This is a genomic window from Methanocorpusculum sp. GPch4, from assembly GCF_012062385.1.
GTDB classification, from domain to species: Archaea; Halobacteriota; Methanomicrobia; order Methanomicrobiales; family Methanocorpusculaceae; genus Methanocorpusculum; species Methanocorpusculum parvum.
On the sequence record NZ_SIJA01000070.1, the window covers coordinates 25862 to 48921 of the forward strand.

Below are 23060 nucleotides of genomic sequence, written 5' to 3' on the forward strand. Positions count from 1 at the left end.
CATGATCAATATTCTCGAAGTCAACGAAACCAATAAAATGATCGAGCAGGAGATGCTCGATGTTCGAACGATCACGCTTGGTATCAGCCTTCTCGACTGCTGTGATACTGATCTGGACCGGCTCAACACCAGAATCTATGAAAAAATATGCCGTACGGCAAAGGATCTTGTCAGGGTTGGCAAAGAGATCGAACTCGAGTACGGGATCCCGATCGTCAACAAACGGATCTCTGTTACCCCGATCGCTCTTGTCGGTGGACAGGCATGTCATTCACCCGAAGATTTCGTCACGATCGCTCAGACTCTCGACAGGGCTGCAAAAGAAGTCGGCGTCAACTTCCTTGGCGGCTACTCGGCGCTGGTATCCAAAGGGATGACCAAAGCCGAGCGTGATCTCATTTTGTCTATACCTCAGGCGATGGCAGCTACTGAGCGGATCTGCAGTTCTGTCAACATTGGATCCACAAAGACCGGGATCAATATGGATGCGGTCAAGCTTATGGGTGAGATCGTCCTGAAAACGGCCGAGGCAACAAAGGATCAGAACTCACTCGGGTGTGCCAAGCTCGTTATCTTCTGCAATGCTCCTGATGACAATCCGTTCATGGCCGGGGCTTTCCACGGCGTGACCGAAGGAGATGCGGTCATCAATGTCGGAGTCAGCGGACCCGGAGTTGTAAAGCACGCACTGGAAGCGGTTCGCGGAAAGAACTTTGAGGTGCTGTGTGAAACGGTGAAAAAGACCGCGTTCAAAGTAACCCGAATGGGGCAGCTGGTGGCTCTCGAGGCATCGGAAAGACTGGGGATCCCGTTTGGGATCGTCGACCTCTCCCTTGCGCCTACTCCGTCGGTTGGCGACAGTGTGGCTGAGATCTTAGAAGAGATGGGTCTTGAGTCTGTCGGCGCGCCGGGAACGACGGCTGCCCTCGCTCTCCTGAACGATCAGGTCAAAAAAGGCGGAGTGATGGCCAGTTCCTTTGTCGGGGGCCTTTCCGGCGCATTTATCCCGGTCAGCGAAGATCAGGGGATGATCGATGCCGTGAACAGGGGAGCTCTCACGATCGAAAAACTCGAGGCTATGACCTCGGTCTGCTCGGTCGGTCTCGATATGATCGCCATTCCCGGAAACACGCCCGCAACGACGATCGCCGGGATCATCGCAGATGAAGCGGCGATAGGTATGATCAATCAGAAGACAACGGCCGTACGTCTTATCCCCGTGATCGGGAAGGATGTCGGCGACGTCGTCGAGTTCGGCGGTCTCCTCGGTTATGCGCCCGTCCAGCCGGTGAACAAATTCTCCTGTGCGGACTTCATCAATCGCGGCGGCAGGATCCCTGCGCCTATCCACAGTTTCAAAAACTGAGGGGCCTCTCTTTTTTTGGGCAGCAGCTGATTCGAATGTGCTTACCCCGTAATATCCTCCGATGTTATCATATTTGGTTTGCCTCTCATTTTTCCATAATCAAAAAAAGGAAACATTAACTAATTAACATATCCAAAATATATGTATACCAATTAATCTCATTGTTCATTTGTCAATGGATATGAAAATCATCTGTGTTCATTCCCCGTGGTTTGGATTTTTGGAGGAAAGTTAAATGAATTTATTGTACAACTTAGGCAAGGTCCTTATTTTGGTCTTGATGATCGGTCTGTTTTTCGGTGCTGCCAGTGCTGCGACAACGGAGGTCACGATCGAAAAATACACCGCAGAAGGTATTCTTCTTAACACAACTACAGTAGATTACCAGTGGATGGAGGCCCATCTCCCGGTTGTCGGTGACGGTATCACGCATTATTATTTACAGGGCCCGGTTTTCGAAGGTGATCTCTGGGATCCGACCGAGTCGGTGAACGTTGAGACAAAAGATATGGGTGCACTCAAAGGAACTGCTGTCAAAGATCTCTGTGAACTTGTCGGCGGAGCGGCCGAGGGGGATAAGATCACCTTTATCGCCGCCGACGGACTTAAAAAGACCTTTCCGCAGAAGTACATCTATCATCCCGAACCTGCGATGGGCACTGTTTTTCTCTCATGGTACAGCAAAGAGGATGGGTATGTTCCTGAGTATTACACCGGGATACGTCTGATGTTCACCGGAGACACCAGTCTGAATCCATGGGGATATCATGTCTTCGGCGTTGCCGATGAAAAAGCAACAATGGATGAGCAGGACTGGTATTATTACTCAGGCAAGTATCCGACGACCACAGGTCTTTCAGTTCAGAACATCGAGACCATCTCAATTGTTTCTTCCGTACAGGCAAAGGGTCAGCCGGAGACGACTTCAGTTCCTTCCCCGTCCTTTAGTTTGCTGATCTGTATTCTTGGCGTCTTTGGTGCAGTGCTTCTCTTCAGGAAATTATAAAATGAAACGGTTTGGCATCCTCATCCTGCTTCTCCTCCTATTGGTTCCTGCGGTTTCCGCTGCGGAACTTCCCCGCTGGGGTCCGTACATCACTTCGCTGGATGAGGAGACAGTAACGATTCATTACTGTTTGTATGAAAACGCATCAGGCGGTGTCGCGATCACCTCGGGAGAAATTACCTCGCTCTTCTCCTCGGATCCGGCAGCATATCATCACATCTGTATCCAAGATCTGACCCCGGATACCGCCTATTCCTACAGGATTCTTGTAAATGGTTCCTGGTCAGAAGCCTACTCTTTTCGGACATTTGGTGCTGAGAATTACACCTTTGTGGTCTCCGGAGATACGCGAAGCGAGCCGCCGTTTACACAGATCGAACGTCACGGTGTCGTTGCTTTAGCTATCGAAAAAGAACACCCGCTTTTTGTTGTTCACCTAGGAGACTTCTCCGGCGAAGCAAACGATCCTGAGGAGTGGGATCAGTTTTTTTCTGCTGGACACGATCTGTATGCAAATACGATTATCATTCCGGTTCAGGGAAACCACGATCATTCCTCCCTCTATGACGAGATCTTCGGTATGCCAGACTGGTATGCGTTCTCGACCGGATCTCTGCGATTTCTTGTGTTAAACACGAACGGATGGACTCAGACCAGGTTTGAGGATCAGACTGTCTGGCTCTCTGAAGAAACTGCAGATACAGGGGCAAAGATTGCCTTTTTCCATCATCCATTTTACACAACAGATCAAAAACGTACCGGGCTGACCCTTGCCCAGATCCCGATCTGGCAGAAAATTTTTGAAACCGGAGAGGTTGCTGCGACATACTCTGCCCATATGCATGCATATGAACGCTACGTTTCCGGCGGTGTCACTTATGTGACAAATGGTGCTGGGGGGGCACCTTTGTATCCGCCGGTCACTCAACCGGCTGAAGAGCAGATCGCAGCGATCTACCACACGCTTGGCTTTGTTCGTGTCGATGTCTCAGGGTCGGAGTTCACTTCGACCTTTTTCAAGGTCGCTGAAGCGTCAGAAGACAACAGTGCCTTAACTAAGATCTTTCCCGAAGGCACTATCGGTGATCGGTTTGGCACTGCAGCTCAAGTCTCCTCCCCTATCGGCCTAAGTGCCCTTCTTGCACTTCTATGTGTATCTATTTTTATTATCAGGAGAAATCCATGAAACTCAGAATAATTCTACTAACCCTGCTTGCCGTCTTCTGTCTCGTGTCAGCTGCCGCAGCAGGTCCTTCAGGTGCGACAACTGAGCTGCATCTGCTTCGCATCGCAGAGAACGGTACCGTTCTTGAGGAAAAAACCATTGATTACCAGTGGATGGAAGCCAATCTCCCTGTTCAGGGCGACGGTTCCACACATTATTATCATCAGGGTCCGGTATTTACTGACGAGCTGGAGGGACGCTGGGATGTGAATGAAACCGGGAACTTCAAGGATCGGGGGGCGGTGAAGGGTACTGCTGTTAAGGATCTCTGTGATCTCATCGGCGGTATGACCGGGAATGATGATGTTATGATCGTCGCTGTTGATGGTTACCATGTTGAATATGGTTACTCAACGATCTATGAACCTCCGGCACGCCAGGGTCCGGCCACCGTCTGCTGGTATGTGGGTGAGGATGTTTCCGGCGTCGGTGAGCGTCAGGGTGTAGGCTATCCTGGAAAAGAAGGTTATTTTCTGGGAATGCGGCTCGTCTTCCTTGCTGATGACTCCGTGAATCCTGAGGGTCTTCATGTCTTCGGCAACAATGATATGCGTGAGACTTTGCCGGAAAAGTCGGTATATTTCTATGAAGGTCTTTATCCCTCAACCAGCGGTCTGACAGTCAAATGGGTCAGTGAGATTCGGGTCTACGAAGGAGGCTATACTGGTGAGACCGGGGTTCTGGCGAAGTCTATGACGACTCAGACTCCAGTTCCAACTAAGGCTGCATCCTCTCCGCTTTTCTTTGGCTCAGTTATAGCCGGAATGTTTGGCGGAGTCCTTCTCCGGAGGCGTTCATGAGAAACCTTCTTTTGATCCTTGTGATCTTTGCATGCATATGTGCGGCAGGATGCATCAGTGATCCTTATGCAGAAATTGACTGGCCGCTGACGCTTGTTGGTGCGGACGGTAACGAAAAGGTGATGACGGTTTCAGAGATCGCTTCCCTACCCTCAGTAAACGGAAACGGATATGCTGTTTCCACAGTCGGGATAAAATACGGACCCTATAACATAACCGGCGTGCCGCTGATCGAACTGCTGAATCAGGTCGGAGGCGTTCATGAAGGACAGACTGTGCATGTATCCGCAGCTGACGGTTATCTTTGGGTGTTCTCCTATGAACAGCTGCTGGGTGAGGATCTCCTCTGTCTGGATGCAAACCTGAAGGAGATGAAAAATCCGGCAACCATGACGCCGATTTTGATGTATGCCGCTGACGGCGCCCCGTATCCGTATGATGACGGCGGTCCGCTGCGTGTGGCGACTATGACGGCCGAACCGGATGTAATTACAGAAGGGAGCCTTTGGGTGAAATGGGTTGACCGGATCGAGATCCATGGATAAACGCGGTTATCTGGCAATTGGATTTCTGATCATTCTGTTTACGGCCGGTTCCGGTTGTATTTCAGATGAACACACCGTGGTGAAGGTGGTCCCTGCAGGCAGCCTCCTTCTTCCGCTTGCTGAAATCGAGCAGGAATATGAGGCCATTCATCCGGATATAGATATACAGATCGAAGGTCACGGCAGTATTCAGGCGATCCGTCAGGTAACTGATCTTCATCGGCCGATCGATCTGATCGTCGTGGCTGATGAGTCATTGATTCCTGATATGATGTATCGCGAAGGGCCAAACGGAGTGAACTATACTGACTGGTACACACCCTTTGCGCGTAATGAAATGGTTCTTGCATTCACCAATGCTAGTGCCTATGCTGATGAGATAACCACCGAGAACTGGCATTCGATACTCTCAAGGGAGGATGTGAAGGTCGGATTCTCTAATCCGACTCTTGATGCCGCAGGATACCGGGCGCTTCTTGTAATGATGCTTGCCGAAGAGCAGCTGGATGTTCCAGGTCTATTCGGTTCGGTGATAGGAGAGAGTTTTAATCCGGATCTGATCATCAATAAGACTGACGGGGACATGACACTTGAACTTCCGGTCCTTCTGCGGCCTGAGGGCGGCAGCAAGGTGTTGATCAGGGATGCGAGTATGTTTCTTATGAGTCTTCTTGAGTCGGGAGGGATCGACTATGCGTTTGATTACAAAAGTGTGGCGATCGGCCAGGGTCTGCGATATGTGGAACTTCAACCTGAGGTGAATCTGGGTGATGAAGCGTATGCTTCAGTGTATGATGATGCAGTCGTCTATCTTGGCTTCCAGAGGTTTGCCACAATTGGAAATAAACGGACCGGCCTCCCGGTCGTATATGCCGCTACAATTCCATACGATGCACCGGAGCGTGAGGAGGCGGAAAAATTCCTGACGTTTATGCTTGATGCTTTTGCAGAAGGCGGGACAGGATATCCTGCCCCTCTCTAGATTTTACCTATTTTTTGTTGCGTTTTCCAAACCGATCTGATGAACTGCCCCTGGCGGGATCTCCACAAAGACATGTGAACCAGCCGAATACTCTCCCTCGCGTTTTCCAGAAGTTACGGTCAAAATCACACTGCCCGTGTCCACAAGGCATGTTCGAAGCGCCCCCCGGGTTTCGGTCGAGAGAATAACTCCTGGCAAACTGTTTTTGGATTCTTTCTGATGAAGAATCAGATCCTCGCTTCGTATACAGACCCTCCCTTCAAGACCGAATAATTTCGCGTCAGCGATGTTTTCGAATCCGAGGAATCTTGCAGTGGTCTCGTCGTTTGGATATGCAAGCACCTCATCAGCAGTTCCTGTCTGTACCACTTCCCCTCCCCTCACTACAGTGATCCGTGTCCCGAGAGACTTTGCCTCTTCAAGCGAGTGGGTAACCAGTATGATCGTCAATCCCTCGCTATGCAGTTTCTTCATATCGGCGACACATTCGCGGCGTGTTTCATTATCCAGCGCGGCATAGGGTTCATCAAGGAGGAGGATGGACGGTTTCACCGCAAGCGCCCGGCTGAGTGCCACCCTCTGTGCTTCGCCTCCCGAAAGAGTCAGCGGTCTTCTCTTCAGCAGATGACTGATGCCGAATGTTTTGGCAAGATCCTGACACACGCTTTTCTGTTCCCCTGGCGGAACTTTTTTCCTTTGCATCCCGTAACAGATGTTTTCCTCCACGCTCATGTGGGGGAAGAGCGCATAATCCTGATAGACTATGCCGATACCCCTTTTCTCAGGAGGTGTATTTGTCACATCAACTCCGTTGATCCGGACAACACCCGTATCCGGATCATGCAGGCCGGCGATCAGCTCCAGAATTATCGTTTTACCGGCGCCCGATGGACCCATGATCACGCATAGCTCTCCGTCATCGATCGTCAGAGATAAATTCTTGAGGGAAAACTCGCCGAGAGAAAGCGATACATCCTCAAACTCTATCATATTTCCCTCCGATACGGCCGGCCGCGAAACGGAGAATGCCGAAGATCAGCAGACATGAGACGATCATCGTGAATGCGACTGCGCTACTTTCCTTCAGTCCCCCGGTCATAAATCTGTTGTAGATGAGTGTTGAGATAACCATTGGATAATAGGCGATCATTATTACTGCTGAGAACTCGCTGATTCCGCGTCCCCAGGCAAGAACTGATCCGCTGGAGATGTGTCTCAGCGTCATCGGCAGTGTTACTGTGCGAAAAACGGTGAACGGTGAGGCCCCCAATGTCCGTGCGGCATTTTCCAGATGGACCGGGACTTTTGCAAATCCCTCCTGGACGGTATTGACATAAAACGGTGTTGCAACAAACAGCATCGCAGTTACGATGCCGGGAAATGCATCCTGAAATGCTATGCCGATTGCCGAGAGCGGCGCTCCGATCCAGCCGTTAGGCATGAAAAGAAGGTACACAAGAATACCAGCGATAGTGTGTGGCAGCATTACTGGCAGATCGATGATCGTGCCGATCAGCTTTGCGGTCCGGGTAGTAGATCGTGCAAGAAGATATGCGAGCGGTGTTCCGACGATCATTAGGATGACGACGGCACAAAACCCGGCAAAAAAGGTCAGAAGGATCGTCCCGATCACCTCGGATTCTGTCGCGACCAGCCATAAAAATGCAGGATCCGAAAGTTGTCCAAGAGTTATATTCAGTAAGGCAAGAAGGATCAGACCGACAGGCAGTGCTCCAAGAAGGGCACAGCAGAAAAGAAACATATTCATCCGCAGCTTTTTTGCCATTATGTTATCTGTAGGCTGTTGGATATGTTAAAACATAGAGTGTGTATCATGCGTGTGCTCCGCTCCTCACACCATGGTCTGCAGATTCTTTGCATGAGGAGAAGGGTGCAAAGCCTTCATACGTAGCAAAAACCAATGAATACAGTATTATGTGCTTGGAAGAGGTGAACCCGGATGAAGTTGGTGATAGCCGGGAAGGTGAAGGGTTACTTCCTTCATGGGCACGACGAGTTTTTCACCGGTCTGTGGACTCTGCTGCTTAGCGTCGGTCTTTCATTCATTGCGGGGATTTATCTTGGTTCGGTCAGTCAGGTCCTCATCCTGATCCCCGGCCTTATGGTGCTGGTCACTCCGTCGATCAATATGCGCGGAGCCATTGCCGGGATCCTGACATCCCGCCTCTCCTCATCGATGCACCTTGGTGCGTTCGAGGCTAAATTCGGCAGGGATACGGAGCTGGGAGACAATCTCCGATCCTCGATCATCCTTACGGTGATCATATCAGCAGTTCTTGCCGGCTTTGGGAAACTCATTTGTCTTCTGACCGGAACAGAAGTGATCGGAATCATTGAGATGATCATCATCTCTATAATCTCCGGAACACTTGCTGGTTTGATCGTCACAGCGATTGGTGTACTCATCTCTGTTGTCTGTTACAGAAAGAGTTGGAACCTTGATATGGTGGGCGCTCCGGTCGTAACCACGTTCGGCGATATTGTCACTCTCCCGTTTCTGGTCGTAACTGCCGTTATCGTCATGCAGCTGCCTGTTATCGGAATAGTAGTTCTTGGTCTCATAGTTCTGGCTCTGATTATGTGGGCAGTATTCTCAATGCACGGAGCTACTAAGACGATGAAGGATGTTCTTCGTGAAGGTCTGCCTCTTTTGATCCCGCTGTGTCTTCTGGGAATAATTGCCGGTGTTCTGTACACGAACGGACTTGAAAGCCTGATCGCAGCAGCCGCGGTGCTGATTCTGATCTCGCCTTTCATGAACGGCTGCGGTTCGATCGGCGGGATCCTGACATCGCGTATAGGTACTGAGATGCATATGGGTCTGGTGGATGCCAAGGTTTTTCCTCAGGGTCTTGTTTGGAAACATTTCGTTGAAAATTATCTGTATGCCCTGCTGATTCTTCCATTGATGGGGCTCGTTTCGCATTATGCCGCGGTTCTTTGCGGGATCACCACGCCAGGTCTTGTTCCAATGCTCCTTCTGTCTCTGAGCGCCGGTATGATCGTCATAACAGTGATGAATCTTCTGGGATACTTTACCGCAGCACTCGCCTATCGCCTTGGGTATGATCCGGACAACTTTGGTGTCCCTGTGGTGACAAGTTCGATCGATCTGGTCGGTGCAACAGCGCTTATCGTTATGATGCTGATCCTGTTTGTCTAAAACGCCGGTTCAGGTTTCGTTCGTCAGTATTCTAAAATATGCAACCTCCTCACGATGTCACATTATTGAATAGTGTTCAGATACTCTGATTCGAAGGAGCCGTGAACCAACCGCATTTGATAATAAAAAAGATCATGAGCAGATCGCATTTCCTGCATCTCACCGATTCATCTGAGGGATCGATGCCGGATCACGCTGTTCGAAATTATTGGGTTGTTATTATGCAAATGCAGTGTCCAGAGCATTTGTCTTTTCACTTTTGTGCAGTTTGTCTGCCCAGGGAAGTTCACGGATCGCGGCGGTTGCCTTTGCCATCTCAAAAAATGCCTTCGCTTCATCGTGCTGATCCAGTTTAAGCAGATCATAGGCGATTCCGACCCATGCATCCGCATGCACGCTTCGAAGTTCAAGTGCTTTTGTATAGTATCGGATCGACTCTTCATACAGTCCGGTCTTCGTCAGATGATCTGCAAGCTCCATCAGAAAGGCAAAATCACGTTTATCAAATGCTGCTGCTTTTGCAAACGCCTCCAAAGCTCCGGCAGTCTCGCCGAGTTTTATCAAAGTGTCTCCGATTCTCAAATGGGTCTGTGCATTCTCTTCATAGGACAAGGCTTTGTCAAATGCTTTTTTTGCCTCATTCCATTGACCGCTCCGTGAAAGAGCGTCAGCATACGTGAACCAGCTAATGGCACCCGGTGACGTTTCAACAGCTTTAGCTCTGAGCTGAAGTTCTTTTTTTGTACTGGCGGCAGCTTCATCTGAATGTTTCAGATAGATATGGACCGTTGCCATTCGTTTATAGAGGCCGGCTTCTTCGGGATACTTTGATGCGAGAAGGGAGTAGATGACGAGCGCCTCATCATGTTTTCCCATGTAGCCAAGCATATCAGCGACTCTGTACTGATAGTGGAAATCATCCGAAATAGTTGCTGCTCGCTCAAAAAGATCTTTGGCATCAGCATACTGATGAATTTCTGCATAGGCTTGACCGAGTGCTGCAAGATACTGCGGATTATCTCTATCAATATCGACCGCAGAGCCGTATGCTTCAATCGCTTCATAATATTTTTGTTGGGTTATGAGGACATCGCCGAGGAGTATCCATACATCCGGATCTGTTGGATTCTCCTCAAGACAGGCACGATACAGTTTTTCGGCTGCATCATACTCATGAAGGGCCGTTTTTTCTTTGGCGGCCAAAACCAGCGAAGCGTCTGACATTATAGTAGATATTATGATTTCTACGAGAAATAGCTGACGACCAGATAAGACATGCGTCTGCTTGGGATCTCGCCCTTTGAGGCGTCCCGCAAGCCTCATAATACTCTACCACGAATAATACATCCAGATATGCCGGAAAAAGATCTAGCTGCGACACTTGCCAGTATGGCAGACCCGAAGAACTTCCCCAAGGATCTGGCGGTGATTCTGGTTTGGCTCGTGCTTACTGTGGCTATGATCTATGTTCCAGTCCTCAACGAAACATTTCTCCGCGTAATATTTTCTGTGCCGGTGATCCTGTTCATCCCGGGCTATGTTCTGATCGCTGCATTGTTTCCTGAGAAAAAGTCGATTGACGGTATCGAACGGTTTGCTCTCTCGGTCGGTCTTTCGATTGCAGTAGTCCCGCTGATTGGTCTTGTGTTAAATTATACTCCCTTTGGGATCCGGCTCGATCCGATCGTTACCTCCCTGGTGATCTTCATTCTCGTTATGATGATCATCACCATATACCGGCGCGCCGCGGTTCCTGAAGAGGAGCGGTTTGCTGTGCCTTTTGAGCAGGTAAAACCTGCTCTTAAATCCGAGTTTTTCCCAAAGGAAAGTTCAAAGCTGGATAAGGCGCTCTCCTGGATCCTGATCGCGGCAATTGTTGTGGCGGCAGTGACAACTGTCTATGTGATCGCATTTCCAAAGGATGGTGAGAAGTTTACTGAGTTCTATATCCTGGGAGCGGATAAAATGGCTGACGACTATCCTGAGAAGTTTTTTGCCGGCTCAGAACAGTTTGTCTGGGTCGGTATCGGAAATCATGAGTATCGGGATGTGACCTATACGGTTGAAACCCTGCTTTTGAATGCTGAGTGGGACTCGGCAACGAACTCATCGGTCATTCATTCGTCGAAGGTCCTTGATCGCTTTTCGGTAGATGTCGCCGATAACTCGACGTATCTGGAGATGTATAATTTTACGATCTACGATACCGGGTACAACCGTCTGGAGTTCCTTTTGTATAATGAGACGGTACCTGATATTGGAGTGTCGGCAGAGGCTAAAATGGCGGCTGCTTACCGTGATCTCCATCTATGGATAAAAGTGACTGAATAAAACGCATCTTTTATGAGGGCTTTGCGGGGTGACAACCACTCTAATACCGCTCTCATTCGTATTACTCTTCGAACCGCACGATACTCTTGTAAAAAATTATTCAATCACTTTTTGTAATCTGCTGCATCCGTTCTATTCCATGAATCTCTTTGATCACCGAGACAACTTCCGCGGGCAGGTATTCTTCCCAGGCTTCACCCTGATACATTTTATTTCTGACCGCTGTTCCAGATAAACTTTCACGAAGGTACATCGGCGGGGACAACACCGGGATACCGGCTTCTTTGAAAAGCTGGATCACCAGCGGATTGGATGTGTACACCGTATCAAACGGCGGGACCATCGACTTGACATGAGCTACCCAGAGAGCATTTCTCTTCACATCCTCAAGAGGGATAACATACACAGGGATTTCAAGACCGTTCAGGGCACGGGTGATCATCAGCACCCGTTCTCCTGCAGTAAACGGATGGCGAATATCGTGACTGATATCTGCACTGCCGATACCGATGATCAGCTCATCCACTTCCTGCGCGAGGCCGTCGATCACTGCTTTGTGACCGTTATGGAACGGCTGAAATCGTCCGACATACAATCCTCTCTTCATTTCTTTTCACCGATCAGTGCCGCGATCCTGGCTGCGAATGCCCCTGCAGTGAATCCTGCATCGATATTTACCACGGTGATCACTGCACAGGACTGAAGCATGCTGGCGAGAGCGGCCGCCCCTTGTCCCATATACCCGTATCCGGTACTTACCGGAACGCCGATCACCGGTTTGTCTACCAGTCCGGCAACCACTGAAGGCAGTGTTCCTTCCCGTCCTGCACAGACCACATACACATCGGCCTCCCGAAGTTTTTCCAGAGCCGGGATCAGCCGGTGGATGCCGGCGACCCCTACATCGAACGAGGTGATGACCCGTGCACCCATCTCCTCCGCGATCGACCGTGCTTCTTCAGCGACCCGGATATCGGATGTTCCGGCGGTCATGATGCCGACGGTCCCACCTGAGGGGATGGGTTTGGTACCATCCGACAGTATCAGGATACCCCCCGGTTCCCTGATTTCTGCGGTGATGCCGTCAGGGAGTTTTTGACACACTGCTTTCACCTGGTCTGACGTTATGCGTGAAGCTACACACCGCCCTGAAGCCAGTACATAACTATGCATGATCTTAACGAGCGAGTCGGTATCCTTTCCTTCTGCCAGAACAACTTCCGGCATCCCGCACCTGCTGCATCGTTCCATATCCAGATTTGCCACATCGCCGACCCTGGTCACTGCCATGGCGGTGAGCCTGCTTTCTGCAGTTTGAGGATCAAGTATTCCATCCCTTACCTGATTGAGGATATCAGAAACACGCGGATGCTCATTCATTATTCTATGAGTTTGGTTGCCTGAGGTGAAATAGTATGCCCTCATCCTGAATACATACCGTTTATTCTGAATCCGGTGTATGGGTTTTCTTTTCAGATGTGTCCATCACACGAAGGCTTATACTTTTTTCACACGCATATATATGGAATATCATGGATCCAATATCAATAGACCCGGGACTTCTGCAGTTGACCGAGATCGTTCTTACCGCAGAAGTGGTGAACACCAATCCTGCCTTAGAAGTCAACGATCTCCCCGTATCGATCCGGCAGATGTTCTGCACCGAATCTCCGGGAGTCATCGCCCGCCCGGTTGTAATAAAAGAAGGCGTGTTAAAATCCTATCTCCCGACCCTTGCTGCCCGCCGTATTATTCAGGATGAGAAAAACTCCTATCTCTTATGCAATGACCTCGGGCAGTTTTCGGTCACTGCCTTTACGCCGGCACTGAAATGGTACTACCGGCATGTTGGTCCGGCAAAACTTATGCAGAATCCGGCGCTTACCCTTGCTCTGGAGACGGCAGGCGAACTGGATGTCAATTATAAAAAAGCCCGTGCCAATATCCCGCTCTTTGAAGATACAGCTGCCTACCTCACCGGAAAACTTGCCGCGATCACCGAAAAGTCCGAGTCGTTCAAGGAGGCCGCAGATCTTGTGGTCCCGTATGCCCCGGAAGAGATCGAGTTCTCCCTTTCTGATCTGGTCTGCACCCCTGATCAGCTCGGCATCGTGAGGAAAGTTCAGATATCTCTTGAAAATCAGGATTTTCTCAGAAGCCACCGCATCTATGAACTTGGCCGGATCCTTCTGGTCGGTCCGCCGGGAACCGGAAAAACCTCATTTGCCCTCGCGTTATCGCGGTCGGTCCACATGCCGGTCCTTGAAGTCCGTCTTTCGATGATCACCTCCCAGTATCTTGGTGAGACCTCGAAGAACATTGACCGGATCTTCGATCTCGCAAAGAAGATTGCCCCGTGCATTCTTTTCATCGATGAGTTCGACTACATCGCAAAGACCCGTATCTCAGATGACAACGGCACGATGAAACGCGGGGTCAACACCCTTCTCAAATGTATCGACCACATAAATCTGATCAAAGATCAGGTACTGCTGATCGGCGCAACGAATCACGCAGGCATGCTCGACGAGGCCGCCTGGCGCCGGTTTGACGAGGTCGTCACCTTCACCCTGCCCGATGCAGGCATGAGGGAAGCGATCCTGAATCATGTTGCCTCCGATATTCCCTGTACGATCGACTTTACGACGCTTGCGGCACGGACCGAGGGCTTTTCGGGTGCAGATCTTAGGATGATGCTCACCGAAGCGATCGTTTCAGCCCTTCTGGCAGGAAGAAAGGAGATCAATGAGGCCGACGTCAATGCGGGAATGGAACTGGTCAACCGCAGAAATCTGGTTCGGAGCGGGTGTGCCTGAGATGAAGATCACGGCGCTTGGAACCGGGGATGTTGTGGGCACGCCAAAGATCGGCTGCGACTGCCCGATATGCTGCGAGGCAAAGGCAGCTGGAAAACAGCGGCTTCGGACCTCGCTCCTCATCGAGCATAAGGGTTTTCATCTCCTGATCGACACAGGCCCGGATATGCGTGCCCAACTGCTGGCAGCCGGCTCTCCGCGGATCGATGCCGTCATCTGGACCCATGGTCATTACGATCACTTCATGGGATTCGGTGATTTTTACCGGGTCCAGCGGGAACCTATCTCGGTGTATGGTGCGCCCGAGGTTCTGGCGTACTGCGGGGGTATCTTCTCCTTCATTCCTCATGAAGAACACCCGGTCACCCCGTTTGAGCCGACAGAGATCTGCGGTATGGAAGTTACGCTCTTTCCGGTCGTTCACGACACGCCGACATACGGACTTAGGATCACTGCAGACGGCAAAACATTTGTCTACTCCTGTGACACCCGTGCCGAACTCTCGGCCGAATCTCTCGAACAGATGAAAGGCGCCGATCTTTTACTGCTTGACGGGATTTTCCCGCCGGGAGTGAACATCACCAAACATATGAACATCGAAGATGCCGAAAGACTTGCCGGTGATCTGGCGCCAAAAGAGTTCTGGTGCGTCCATATGAGTCATAAGATCCCCTGGGACTATGAACATGCCGCCCGCGACATGCAGACCTGGGCTCTGTAATTTTTTTTGTTCCCAGTCGGCAAGTTTATCATAGTTTGCGTACATTTAAGTATTAGCGCTTTTAGCTGTTTCAATGTAAACAGCGTTTTATGAATTTGCAGCGTACCTTAATTTGAGGTTTCTCATGTCACAAGAACACCAGGACGTTAAAACGGGAACCACCACAGTGGGTATTGTATTTGATGGCGGCGTCATCCTTGCTACCGAAAGGCGGGCAACGATGGGTAATCTGATCGCCAGCAAGAAAGCAAAGAAAGTACATGCCATCACTGATAAGATCGGTATGACAATCGCCGGTGGGGTTGGGGATGCCCAGCAGCTTGTCAGAATCATCAACGTTGAATGCAACCTCTATGAGATCCGCAGAGGTCAGGAGATCAGTGTCGGAGCAGCAGCCACGATCCTCTCCAATTATCTGAATCAGAACCGCTTTTCACCATACTATGTTCAACTCCTTGTCGGCGGCGTCGATACCGGCGGACCCTCGGTCTACTCCGTCGATGCTGCCGGTGGGGCAACGCTTGAGGAGCACTTTGTCTCTACCGGCTCGGGATCTCTGACTGCGTATGGTGTATTAGAAGATCGGTTCAAACCCGGTATGACCGAAAATGAAGCTATTGAACTCGCTGTCCGCGCTCTGCGTGCGGCAATGCTTCGTGACTCGGCCTCCGGAGAGGGATACAATGTGGTGATAATAACCCCGGAGAAGTTCGAGTATCTTCCGGAGGATAAAATAGCCGGGTATCTGCCCCCGGCAAAATAATCTTACTTTTTTGGAAACGAATTTTATGCAGGTTGAAGACAGACTCAAAGAACTCAAAGTAACTATTAATAAAAAAGTTCCACGCGGAGTTACAGTAACGGATGTTGAATTTGAAGGTCCGGAGATGGTCATCTATACTGATGACCCGAAACGGTTTGCTGAGGATCATGATCTCATAAAAACGCTTGCCCGCGATTTACGCAAACGTATCGTTGTCCGACCCAATATCCTGGGAGATACGGAAGAAGCATATGACATGATCAAGGCCGTTGTGCCGGAGACCGCAGGGATCACGGATATCTTTTTTGATACCGATACCGGCGAGGTCCTGATCGAGGCCGAAAAGCCCGGTGTCGTCATCGGCAAGAACGGTTCAACCCTTCGCGACATTACGATGAAAACAGGATGGACGCCGAAGGCTGCCCGGACCCCGCCGATCCCTTCCGTGACCATCAAACAGGTTCGTCAGTATCTCAGGGAATCGCGTGATGAAAGAAAGGAGTTCCTTCGTCGCTGCGGAAAACGGATCCATCGCGATTCAATTTATACTGGCAGAGACCACGACCAGTGGCTCCGCATGACAACACTCGGCTGCTGCCGTCAGGTCGGCCGTGCGGCATTCCTGCTGAGCACACCGGAAAGCAAAGTCCTGATCGACTGCGGGGAATCTCCCGGCGCAACCGGCGCTGCCTCTTCTCCGTATCTCAATGTTCCGGAGATCTATCCGTTCAATAATCTGGATGCCGTTGTTTTGACCCACGCCCATCTCGATCACTCGGCATTTATCCCGCTCCTCTTTAGATACGGATATGACGGCCCGGTCTACACAACGCCCGCCACCCGTGATCTTGCGACGATGCTTCAGCTGGATTATCTGGATGTGAACAATAAAGAGGATCGTGCTCCTCCCTATTCATCGAACGAGATCCGTGAGTTTGTGAAACATACCATTGCCTTAGGCTATGGGGATGTCACCGATATCGCCCCTGACATGAAACTGACTCTGCACAATGCTGGGCATATCTTAGGCTCGGCGATCGCTCACTTCAATGTCGGCAACGGCGTGTACAATGTTGCTTTCACCGGCGATCTGTTCTATGGAAAAAGCAGGCTGTTCAATCCTGCCGTGTCCCAGTTCCCGCGTCTGGAATCACTTATCATCGAAAGTACCTACGGAGGTTCGGACGACTTCTCCCCGTCAAGGGTCGAGGCGGAAGAGCGTCTGTATGAGGTCATCAACGAGACGCTCGGCCGCGGCGGGAAAGTTCTGATCCCGGCGTTCGCCGTCGGACGGTCCCAGGAACTTATGCTCGCCATCGAAGAAGGTATGAGAAACAACCGCATCCCGAAGTGCAAAGTGTATCTCGACGGTATGATCAAGGAAGCAACCGCTATGCACACGGCATATCCCGAGTACCTTAATACCGATCTTCGCAACCTTATCTTCCGGGACAATTATAATCCGTTCCTCGCGGAATGTTTCGAGCAGGTGGACTCCTATGATAAACGTCAGCAGGTCATCTTCTCGGAAGATCCTTGTGTGATCATTTCCACGAGCGGTATGATGAACGGCGGTCCGGTCATCGAGTATCTGAGCAACCTGGCTGAGTCGCCGAAGAATATGATCATCTTTGTCGGCTATCAGGCGGAAGGAACCTACGGCCGCCGTATCCAGAAAGGCTGGCGTGAAGTGCCGATCGGCAAACGCGGCACGATCGTTATCAATATGGAGATCCAGACGGTGGAGGGTTTTTCCGGTCACGCTGACCGCAAGCAGCTGATGAACTATGTTCAGTACGTTCAGCCGAAACCCGAGCGTGTGTTTACGATCCATGGCGAAGAGTCCAAGACGATCGACTTCGCGAGTTCCATCTATAAAAAATTCCATATCCAGACCGTGTCTCCACAGAACCTTGAGACATACCGGCTGGTCTGATGCGTCTCCCGGATCACTCCTATTTTTCGGCTATCTTCTGATTCTGTTCTTCATCTGTGTTTTTTTGCCCGGTCGATACACAAGTGTATTATACAATGGGCACTGAAAAACCTATTAATTATTTTACAGGATAGATGTAGTCATGGATACCAGAATGAAATTCTTAGAGCATGAACTTGCCGAGCAGGAACGCGGGCTCGCCGGCAAACAGGAGTCTGCCCAGGTCATGGTGGAAAAATCGGAAAATATCGAGGGACTTGAACGAAAGATCCGTGAACTTGAGATCATGGTCAAAGGACTTACCGAAGAGCTGCTGGATCTGAAGTCAGTTACACGCAAACTTGGCGCCCAGGTGGAAAAACTCGGCGGAACTCCCGTAAAAAGTCATCCTGAAAGTTCCCGATTTGGTGTGAAAAGGGGTGAGGTCGTCGCCGAACCGATGGCAGACCCTGCTCCGGTCCGTGCGGCGGAACCTTCCTCCCGGATCACATCCCCGGTCAGACGAACGGTCGCGGATGCTCCAGCTCCGCGCATGAGCCGCCCGACTCCTTCTCCCGCTCCCGAGCCGACACGGACGGCTGCTCCTTCTGCTCCTGAAGTCCCGGTAGAAAATCTGAAACCCGGTGAGTTTGAGTATGTCATGCAGCAGGACGGCACCATCCAGAAAAGGAAGAAAACGGCTGATCACAATGTTATCATCGCAGGTACCGGATATAATCCTTCCCGTTCTTCCCACTCATTATCGATCCGTGCCGACTCGTCAGCTGTTATAGAGGCCGATGATGATGACACCGTGGAAATCAAACGTTAACGGAGTTCATTCGTGCATATCGTCCAGGTTGAGATCGACAACTTCAAGTCTTTTTCCAGAAAGACCAAAATACCTTTTTATGAAGGATTTACTGTAATCTCCGGCCCGAATGGTTCGGGAAAAAGCAATATCATCGACTCTATCCTCTTCGTTTTGTCGTTATCCACCTCACGAAATCTTCGTGCGGAAAAGCTTACTGATTTTATCAATAGCATGTCCGGCAAAAATACCGCTGAGGTCACCCTCACATTTTCGGATGATACGAGGATCCGCCGGCGGATCAAACGGACAGCAAATGGCTACTACAGTTATTACTATCTCAACGAAAAAACCTGCTCTCAGACGGAGATTCTGGAGTATCTGGGAAAACGCGGAATAAAGCCTCACGGGTATAATGTCGTGATGCAGGGAGATATCTCCCGGATCATGGATATGAGTGATCTGGAACGCAGAAGGATCATTGATGAAATCGCCGGCGTTGCGGAGTTTGATGATAAAAAGGAACAGGCGCTCGTTGAGCTTGAGCAGGTTCGTGCAAGTATCGATCGCGAAGAGATCCTTCTTGCCTCCTATGCCAAACAGTTGGAAGAGCTTGCCGATGCCCGTGAAGATGCGGTCAAATATCAAAAACTCCAGGCGGAACTTGAGTATCTCAGGGCTGCAAAGGAGATCGTCCGCCTTCGTGATCTTGAGCGTGAACTCGGGCTGATCGCTCATTCCCGGGCCGAGCAGGAGGAAAAACGTGCAGGTATCCGTAATGACATCTCTTTGCAGGAAAACGAGAAAAATGCCCGTCTCGAAGATGTGCATGAGATCGATCGGGAGATCAGTCATAAACAGGGTCCTGCCTATATGCGGATCATCGGGGGGATAGAGGCGGAAAAAGGCAATATCCGCGTTGCTGAAGAGACGATCCTCCGCAGAAAAAAGGAGAAAGAGAGCAATCTTGCTGAGATGAACCGCCTCTATCTCGAGCTTCAGAAGAACCAGAACACACTCAACGATAAGATCCGTGAGTCCCAGACGCTCCAGATCGACAAAGCAAATCTGGCGATGGAGCTTGAGGTACAGAAAAAGACTCTTGATAAAGCTCACGAGCTCGTCAGTAAATGCAGCCGCGACTCAAAAGGAGCCCAGGCCGAACTGGTCGAACTTATGCGGCAGGTCGAGGCGAAAAAAGAGGAGCGCGGTTCGATTGTCGTTCAAAGGGATGGCATAATCGAACGCAGCCGGGTCCGTGCGCAGGAACTGGAAAAGCTGCAGAGGGAGCAGGGTTCTCTGGCAGAAGAACGTTCCGAGAAACAGGCCGAGATCGCAGCTCTTGAACGCGATCTTTTGGAAGCCGGAAAAAATAAAGGGCTCCTTGACAAACAGATCGGTGAAACAGAGCGGGCGATGCTTGGCGCACGCAAGGCTCTCGAACCTCTTAGGGAAGAGATCGCCAGACTCACGAAAAAACAGATGCAGATCGAGGCTCATCAGCAGGTTTCCGGTGCTACGGACCGGACCATCTCAGCGGTTCTTGGTATGGAAGGTGTGTTTGGCACCGTTTCCAGCCTTGGAAAAGTCATCGACTCTGCATACACGCTGGCACTGAACATCGCCGCTGGCGGCCGTCTGAATAATGTGGTCGTCGACTCGGATCAGACAGCGGCCGATGTGATCAGATATCTCAAGGATGAACGGCTTGGCCGTCTGACTCTTCTTCCTCTCAATAAGATGAAGCCTCAGCCCCCTCTCTCTCCGCTCGCCGGTAACGGGGTCGTGGATTATGCGATCAATCTGATCGATTTCGATCCGGCATATCGTGATGCGTTCAATCTGGTTTTTGGCCAGACCGTCGTTGTTGAGACGTTGGACGCAGGACGCCGGCTGATGGGCAGGTACCGGATGGTTACTCTGGAAGGCGAACTGCTCGAGAGGGGCGGGGCCATGACGGGCGGCTCGATCCGTAAGGATCTTCGCGGGTTTGGCGTCGCCGTCGATCGTGAGTCTGCTGATATCTCTGCCAAACTTGCCGATCTGCGCAATGATGAAGTCGATCTTGCCGCCGCGGAGTCGCGTCACCGGTCGGTTGCCGAAGGTCTCCGTGCCGAAAGAAACGAGTGTGATGCAGCGATCGTTAAGCTCGAACTTAAAATCAGTGATTGCAACCGGATCCTTGACAAGATCGCTGATGATGAGCTCCGCGCCTCCCGTCTTTTGGAGGAGACGGAGCGTGATAAGAAGGAGACGGCGCATCAGGTAGCAGAACTGGAGACCCGCGTCGATGCTCTTTCTGATGAGCTTGAGGTGCTCAATCGGAGGGTTGGCGAACTGCGCTCGGTTCTGAATGAGGATGAGTTCAATCTTCTTACTGATAAACTGCAGAAGGCGCAGTCGAGTTACAATGATACGTCCCGCCGGTATGAGAACAAGCTGAACGATCTTGCCGGCCTGAATCTTGAGCGTCAGCATTTCAAACAGAATGTGGAGCAGCTTACGCGAGAACGGTCCGCTCTCGAGTCCAAGAATGCGGCGATCGATACGGAGGTCGCGGGGTGTTATGCCGCGGCCGATGCTGCCAAATCTGTGATCGCGGCGTTCGAGGCCGAGATGAAGGCTTTCACCGGTGAGATCGAGCAGCTTACCGAAGAGCGGAACCGAGTTCAGCGTGCAGCGGATGAAGCACAGATGAGGATCGTGACCCTGCAGGGTAATGAGGAGAGATGCAATGTGCAGATAACTGCGTTCGATGAGAAATCCGCCTCTCTGGCACTGGAAATGTCTGAAATCAAGGGCTCGATCAAGGAGGAGATCGTCTGCGATCTTTCTATGGAGGAGATCCTCGACAGGGTCGCGACGACGGAACGTGCGGTAAGAAAGCTTGGAAATGTGAATATGCGCGCGATCGAGCAGTATGATGAGGTCCAGAAGCGTTTTACCGAGCGGACCGATAAGAAGGAAACCCTTTCACGCGAACGTCAGGCGCTTCTTGACAAGATCGACAGTTTCCGGCAGATGAAGTTCGATGCGTTCATGCAGGCTTACACCGGGATAAATCTGCATTTTCAGGACATCTATTCCCGGCTGAATGATGGTGCGGGTCATCTGGTTCTGGATGATCATGAAGATCCGTTTCAGGGAGGCATGAGCTTTGAGGTTTCGCCGCGGGGTAAAGAGGTGACCCGGCTGAATCTTATGTCTGGGGGCGAGAAGTCGCTGACGACCCTTTCGTTTATTTTTGCGATCCAGCAGTTTATGCCGGCTCCGTTCTATGCGCTGGATGAGGTGGATTCCAATCTGGATGGGGTGAATGTGGAGCGTTTGTCCCAGATGGTCCGTGATATCTGTACGAAAAGTCAGTTTGTGATAGTTTCTCATAGAAAACCGATGATCGAGGCGGCTGACCGGATGGTGGGCGTGACTCTGCGTATGAGTGATAAGAGTACGCTTGTAACTGGTGTGAAGGTGAATGGCTGAAGAAATTTCTGCAGGGAAGCTTGAAGAGCCAGTGGAGATTCTGTATCAGCTGGCGAAGCGGGGGGAGATCGATCCATGGAATATTGATATTGTTGAGGTTACGGAAAGATTTTTGAGCGAGCTCGAACACCGGCGGGAGCTTGATCTGATGATCTCCGGCCGGACGATTTTTTACGCCTCCGTTCTGCTTCGGATGAAGTCCGAGCTGCTCGATGGGCAGGAGGATGAAGCGGCGTTTGAAGATGTGTGTGCTGATGACGGGTCAGATCCGTTTTCGGAGGGCGATGTCGTTTTGGAGCGGGCGCTTGGTCCGATCGAGCTTCTCGAGCGAGAGATCGACCGCAGGCTTAAGCGCAAGGATGCGCGCAAGCGTCCGGTTACGCTGTATGAGCTGATCAAACAGCTGAAACTTGCAGAAAAGGCGGAGCGCCGGCGTTTGAGGCGGCGGCGGTATATCGATTCCGAGGATGAGTTGTTTGAGGAGCCGAATGCCGAAGAGGTTGTGGGTATCGCGCATGATGAGGATTATGAGCATATGGCGGAGCGGATATACGAGGTCGTCAGGTCGCATCCTGATGCGCGCGATCCAGGGGTTTCGTTGTTTGAACTTACCGGGGTCCTTCACTGGCCGTTGTATTTTGTATATCTTCCCTGCCTTTTTCTCGTTCAGAGCGGACGGGTCGATCTGGAGCAGGATGAATTTTTTGGCGATCTGTGGGTGGTGATTTCAGATGGTTTTGCAGAGAAGAGTTAAAAAAGAGCGTAATTTTTGGATCATAGTTCTGGATGTTCTGCTGATTTTGTGTCTTATCGGGTTTGTTCTGATGCTCGGTTCGATCATGCTTTCAGTACTGGGTTTTTGGGTATGATTTCGGTGTGTTTATATGTATGTTTGCCTAACATTATTATCTCACAAGACGCACGATCCAAGCCTTGTCCTGCCGGTTTCTTCCGGCGGGGCATGCCTGCTTTGATTCGGTGGGTTTATAAGTGATTGGAGGTAACTATGTTACCTCGCAAGGCTCTCGAACTGCCTTTTGGGTTCTCCGGCTTCTGATGCCTGAGTTTTCCGGAATGCGGTTCGAAGACTATATAAGCATTCGATGCTGATA

The 23060-nt window shown here is 50.8% G+C and carries 20 protein-coding genes; 15 read left to right on the forward strand and 5 right to left on the reverse strand.

The window, feature by feature from the left end; genetic code table 11:
* The first annotated feature begins 1 nt into the window (after position 1).
* The 6 genes from EYA77_RS06000 to wtpA all read left to right on the forward strand — a co-directional run bounded on the left by EYA77_RS06000 (position 2) and on the right by wtpA (position 5924).
* Entirely contained in the window at positions 2-1366 is a 1365-nt protein-coding gene (locus EYA77_RS06000; RefSeq protein WP_042699299.1) for a PFL family protein, read from the forward strand.
* Between the two features lie 235 nt (positions 1367-1601).
* The gene (locus EYA77_RS06005) at positions 1602-2372 is read left to right on the forward strand and encodes a hypothetical protein (protein ID WP_042699296.1); all 771 of its coding nucleotides are present in this window, start codon (positions 1602-1604) and stop codon (positions 2370-2372) included.
* Between the two features lies 1 nt (position 2373).
* Complete coding sequence (locus tag EYA77_RS06010; protein ID WP_167816189.1) at positions 2374-3558, forward strand: metallophosphoesterase family protein; 1185 nt, start codon at positions 2374-2376, stop codon at positions 3556-3558.
* On the forward strand, positions 3555-4397 hold the full coding sequence (locus EYA77_RS06015; RefSeq protein WP_167816190.1) for an argininosuccinate synthase: 843 nt from the start codon (positions 3555-3557) through the stop codon (positions 4395-4397). Before EYA77_RS06010 ends, EYA77_RS06015 begins: the two co-directional genes overlap by 4 nt.
* Positions 4394-4942, forward strand: coding sequence for a molybdopterin-dependent oxidoreductase (locus EYA77_RS06020; RefSeq protein ID WP_042699287.1), 549 nt, complete (start codon positions 4394-4396; stop codon positions 4940-4942). The genes EYA77_RS06015 and EYA77_RS06020 overlap by 4 nt, the downstream gene beginning before the upstream one ends.
* The gene (gene wtpA, locus EYA77_RS06025) at positions 4935-5924 is read left to right on the forward strand and encodes a tungstate ABC transporter substrate-binding protein WtpA (protein WP_167816191.1); all 990 of its coding nucleotides are present in this window, start codon (positions 4935-4937) and stop codon (positions 5922-5924) included. Before EYA77_RS06020 ends, wtpA begins: the two co-directional genes overlap by 8 nt.
* 3 nt (positions 5925-5927) lie before the next feature.
* On the opposite strand, the gene EYA77_RS06030 is transcribed toward wtpA, so the two are convergent.
* Both EYA77_RS06030 and EYA77_RS06035 read right to left on the reverse strand, forming a co-directional pair.
* Complete coding sequence (locus tag EYA77_RS06030) at positions 5928-6914, reverse strand: ABC transporter ATP-binding protein (RefSeq protein ID WP_167816192.1); 987 nt, start codon at positions 6912-6914, stop codon at positions 5928-5930.
* A complete protein-coding gene (locus EYA77_RS06035) occupies positions 6901-7710 on the reverse strand; it encodes an ABC transporter permease (protein ID WP_042699278.1) in 810 nt (269 codons plus the stop codon). The genes EYA77_RS06030 and EYA77_RS06035 overlap by 14 nt, the downstream gene beginning before the upstream one ends.
* Positions 7711-7884: 174 nt before the next feature.
* Between EYA77_RS06035 and EYA77_RS06040 the strand changes: the two genes are divergently transcribed.
* Complete coding sequence (locus EYA77_RS06040) at positions 7885-9108, forward strand: magnesium transporter (RefSeq protein ID WP_081406682.1); 1224 nt, start codon at positions 7885-7887, stop codon at positions 9106-9108.
* Positions 9109-9327: 219 nt separating this feature from the next.
* Here EYA77_RS06040 and EYA77_RS06045 read toward each other — a convergent pair whose 3' ends face one another.
* A complete protein-coding gene (locus EYA77_RS06045; RefSeq protein WP_167816193.1) occupies positions 9328-10332 on the reverse strand; it encodes a lipopolysaccharide assembly protein LapB in 1005 nt (334 codons plus the stop codon).
* A gap of 129 nt (positions 10333-10461) precedes the next feature.
* On the opposite strand from EYA77_RS06045, the gene EYA77_RS06050 reads away from it, so the two are divergent.
* Entirely contained in the window at positions 10462-11439 is a 978-nt protein-coding gene (locus tag EYA77_RS06050; RefSeq protein ID WP_167816194.1) for a DUF1616 domain-containing protein, read from the forward strand.
* 100 nt (positions 11440-11539) lie between these two features.
* On the opposite strand, the gene EYA77_RS06055 is transcribed toward EYA77_RS06050, so the two are convergent.
* Positions 11540-12046, reverse strand: a complete 507-nt coding sequence (locus tag EYA77_RS06055) for a nicotinamide-nucleotide adenylyltransferase (RefSeq protein WP_042699269.1) — start codon at positions 12044-12046, stop codon at positions 11540-11542.
* Positions 12043-12819, reverse strand: a complete 777-nt coding sequence (gene larB, locus EYA77_RS06060) for a nickel pincer cofactor biosynthesis protein LarB (RefSeq protein ID WP_042699267.1) — start codon at positions 12817-12819, stop codon at positions 12043-12045. Before larB ends, EYA77_RS06055 begins: the two co-directional genes overlap by 4 nt.
* Before the next feature lie 152 nt (positions 12820-12971).
* On the opposite strand from larB, the gene EYA77_RS06065 reads away from it, so the two are divergent.
* From EYA77_RS06065 to EYA77_RS06095, 7 genes are all read left to right on the forward strand, one after another.
* Positions 12972-14255 carry an ATP-binding protein gene (locus tag EYA77_RS06065; protein ID WP_167816195.1) on the forward strand — a complete coding sequence of 428 codons (1284 nt, stop codon included), beginning with the start codon at positions 12972-12974 and terminating at the stop codon, positions 14253-14255.
* Between the two features lies 1 nt (position 14256).
* A complete protein-coding gene (locus EYA77_RS06070; RefSeq protein WP_167816196.1) occupies positions 14257-14976 on the forward strand; it encodes an MBL fold metallo-hydrolase in 720 nt (239 codons plus the stop codon).
* Positions 14977-15100: 124 nt separating this feature from the next.
* Positions 15101-15739 (forward strand): archaeal proteasome endopeptidase complex subunit beta, encoded by a 639-nt coding sequence (psmB, locus tag EYA77_RS06075; protein WP_042699259.1) that lies wholly within the window; start codon positions 15101-15103, stop codon positions 15737-15739.
* 25 nt (positions 15740-15764) lie between these two features.
* Positions 15765-17675, forward strand: a complete 1911-nt coding sequence (locus EYA77_RS06080; protein ID WP_042699257.1) for a beta-CASP ribonuclease aCPSF1 — start codon at positions 15765-15767, stop codon at positions 17673-17675.
* 142 nt (positions 17676-17817) lie between these two features.
* A complete protein-coding gene (locus EYA77_RS06085; RefSeq protein WP_167816197.1) occupies positions 17818-18486 on the forward strand; it encodes a hypothetical protein in 669 nt (222 codons plus the stop codon).
* A gap of 12 nt (positions 18487-18498) precedes the next feature.
* On the forward strand, positions 18499-21948 hold the full coding sequence (gene smc, locus EYA77_RS06090) for a chromosome segregation protein SMC (RefSeq protein WP_167816198.1): 3450 nt from the start codon (positions 18499-18501) through the stop codon (positions 21946-21948).
* On the forward strand, positions 21941-22702 hold the full coding sequence (locus EYA77_RS06095) for a segregation/condensation protein A (RefSeq protein ID WP_042699251.1): 762 nt from the start codon (positions 21941-21943) through the stop codon (positions 22700-22702). Before smc ends, EYA77_RS06095 begins: the two co-directional genes overlap by 8 nt.
* Positions 22703-23060 lie beyond the last annotated feature (358 nt).

Coding starts and splice junctions, on each gene's coding strand:
- EYA77_RS06000 (WP_042699299.1), top strand. CDS start 2: ATGATCAATATTCTCGAAGTCAACGAAACCAATAAAATGATCGAGCAG.
- EYA77_RS06005 (WP_042699296.1), top strand. CDS start 1,602: ATGAATTTATTGTACAACTTAGGCAAGGTCCTTATTTTGGTCTTGATG.
- EYA77_RS06010 (WP_167816189.1), top strand. CDS start 2,374: ATGAAACGGTTTGGCATCCTCATCCTGCTTCTCCTCCTATTGGTTCCT.
- EYA77_RS06015 (WP_167816190.1), top strand. CDS start 3,555: ATGAAACTCAGAATAATTCTACTAACCCTGCTTGCCGTCTTCTGTCTC.
- EYA77_RS06020 (WP_042699287.1), top strand. CDS start 4,394: ATGAGAAACCTTCTTTTGATCCTTGTGATCTTTGCATGCATATGTGCG.
- wtpA (WP_167816191.1), top strand. CDS start 4,935: ATGGATAAACGCGGTTATCTGGCAATTGGATTTCTGATCATTCTGTTT.
- EYA77_RS06030 (WP_167816192.1), bottom strand. CDS start 6,914: ATGATAGAGTTTGAGGATGTATCGCTTTCTCTCGGCGAGTTTTCCCTC.
- EYA77_RS06035 (WP_042699278.1), bottom strand. CDS start 7,710: ATGGCAAAAAAGCTGCGGATGAATATGTTTCTTTTCTGCTGTGCCCTT.
- EYA77_RS06040 (WP_081406682.1), top strand. CDS start 7,885: ATGAAGTTGGTGATAGCCGGGAAGGTGAAGGGTTACTTCCTTCATGGG.
- EYA77_RS06045 (WP_167816193.1), bottom strand. CDS start 10,332: ATGTCAGACGCTTCGCTGGTTTTGGCCGCCAAAGAAAAAACGGCCCTT.
- EYA77_RS06050 (WP_167816194.1), top strand. CDS start 10,462: ATGCCGGAAAAAGATCTAGCTGCGACACTTGCCAGTATGGCAGACCCG.
- EYA77_RS06055 (WP_042699269.1), bottom strand. CDS start 12,046: ATGAAGAGAGGATTGTATGTCGGACGATTTCAGCCGTTCCATAACGGT.
- larB (WP_042699267.1), bottom strand. CDS start 12,819: ATGAATGAGCATCCGCGTGTTTCTGATATCCTCAATCAGGTAAGGGAT.
- EYA77_RS06065 (WP_167816195.1), top strand. CDS start 12,972: ATGGATCCAATATCAATAGACCCGGGACTTCTGCAGTTGACCGAGATC.
- EYA77_RS06070 (WP_167816196.1), top strand. CDS start 14,257: ATGAAGATCACGGCGCTTGGAACCGGGGATGTTGTGGGCACGCCAAAG.
- psmB (WP_042699259.1), top strand. CDS start 15,101: ATGTCACAAGAACACCAGGACGTTAAAACGGGAACCACCACAGTGGGT.
- EYA77_RS06080 (WP_042699257.1), top strand. CDS start 15,765: ATGCAGGTTGAAGACAGACTCAAAGAACTCAAAGTAACTATTAATAAA.
- EYA77_RS06085 (WP_167816197.1), top strand. CDS start 17,818: ATGGATACCAGAATGAAATTCTTAGAGCATGAACTTGCCGAGCAGGAA.
- EYA77_RS06095 (WP_042699251.1), top strand. CDS start 21,941: ATGGCTGAAGAAATTTCTGCAGGGAAGCTTGAAGAGCCAGTGGAGATT.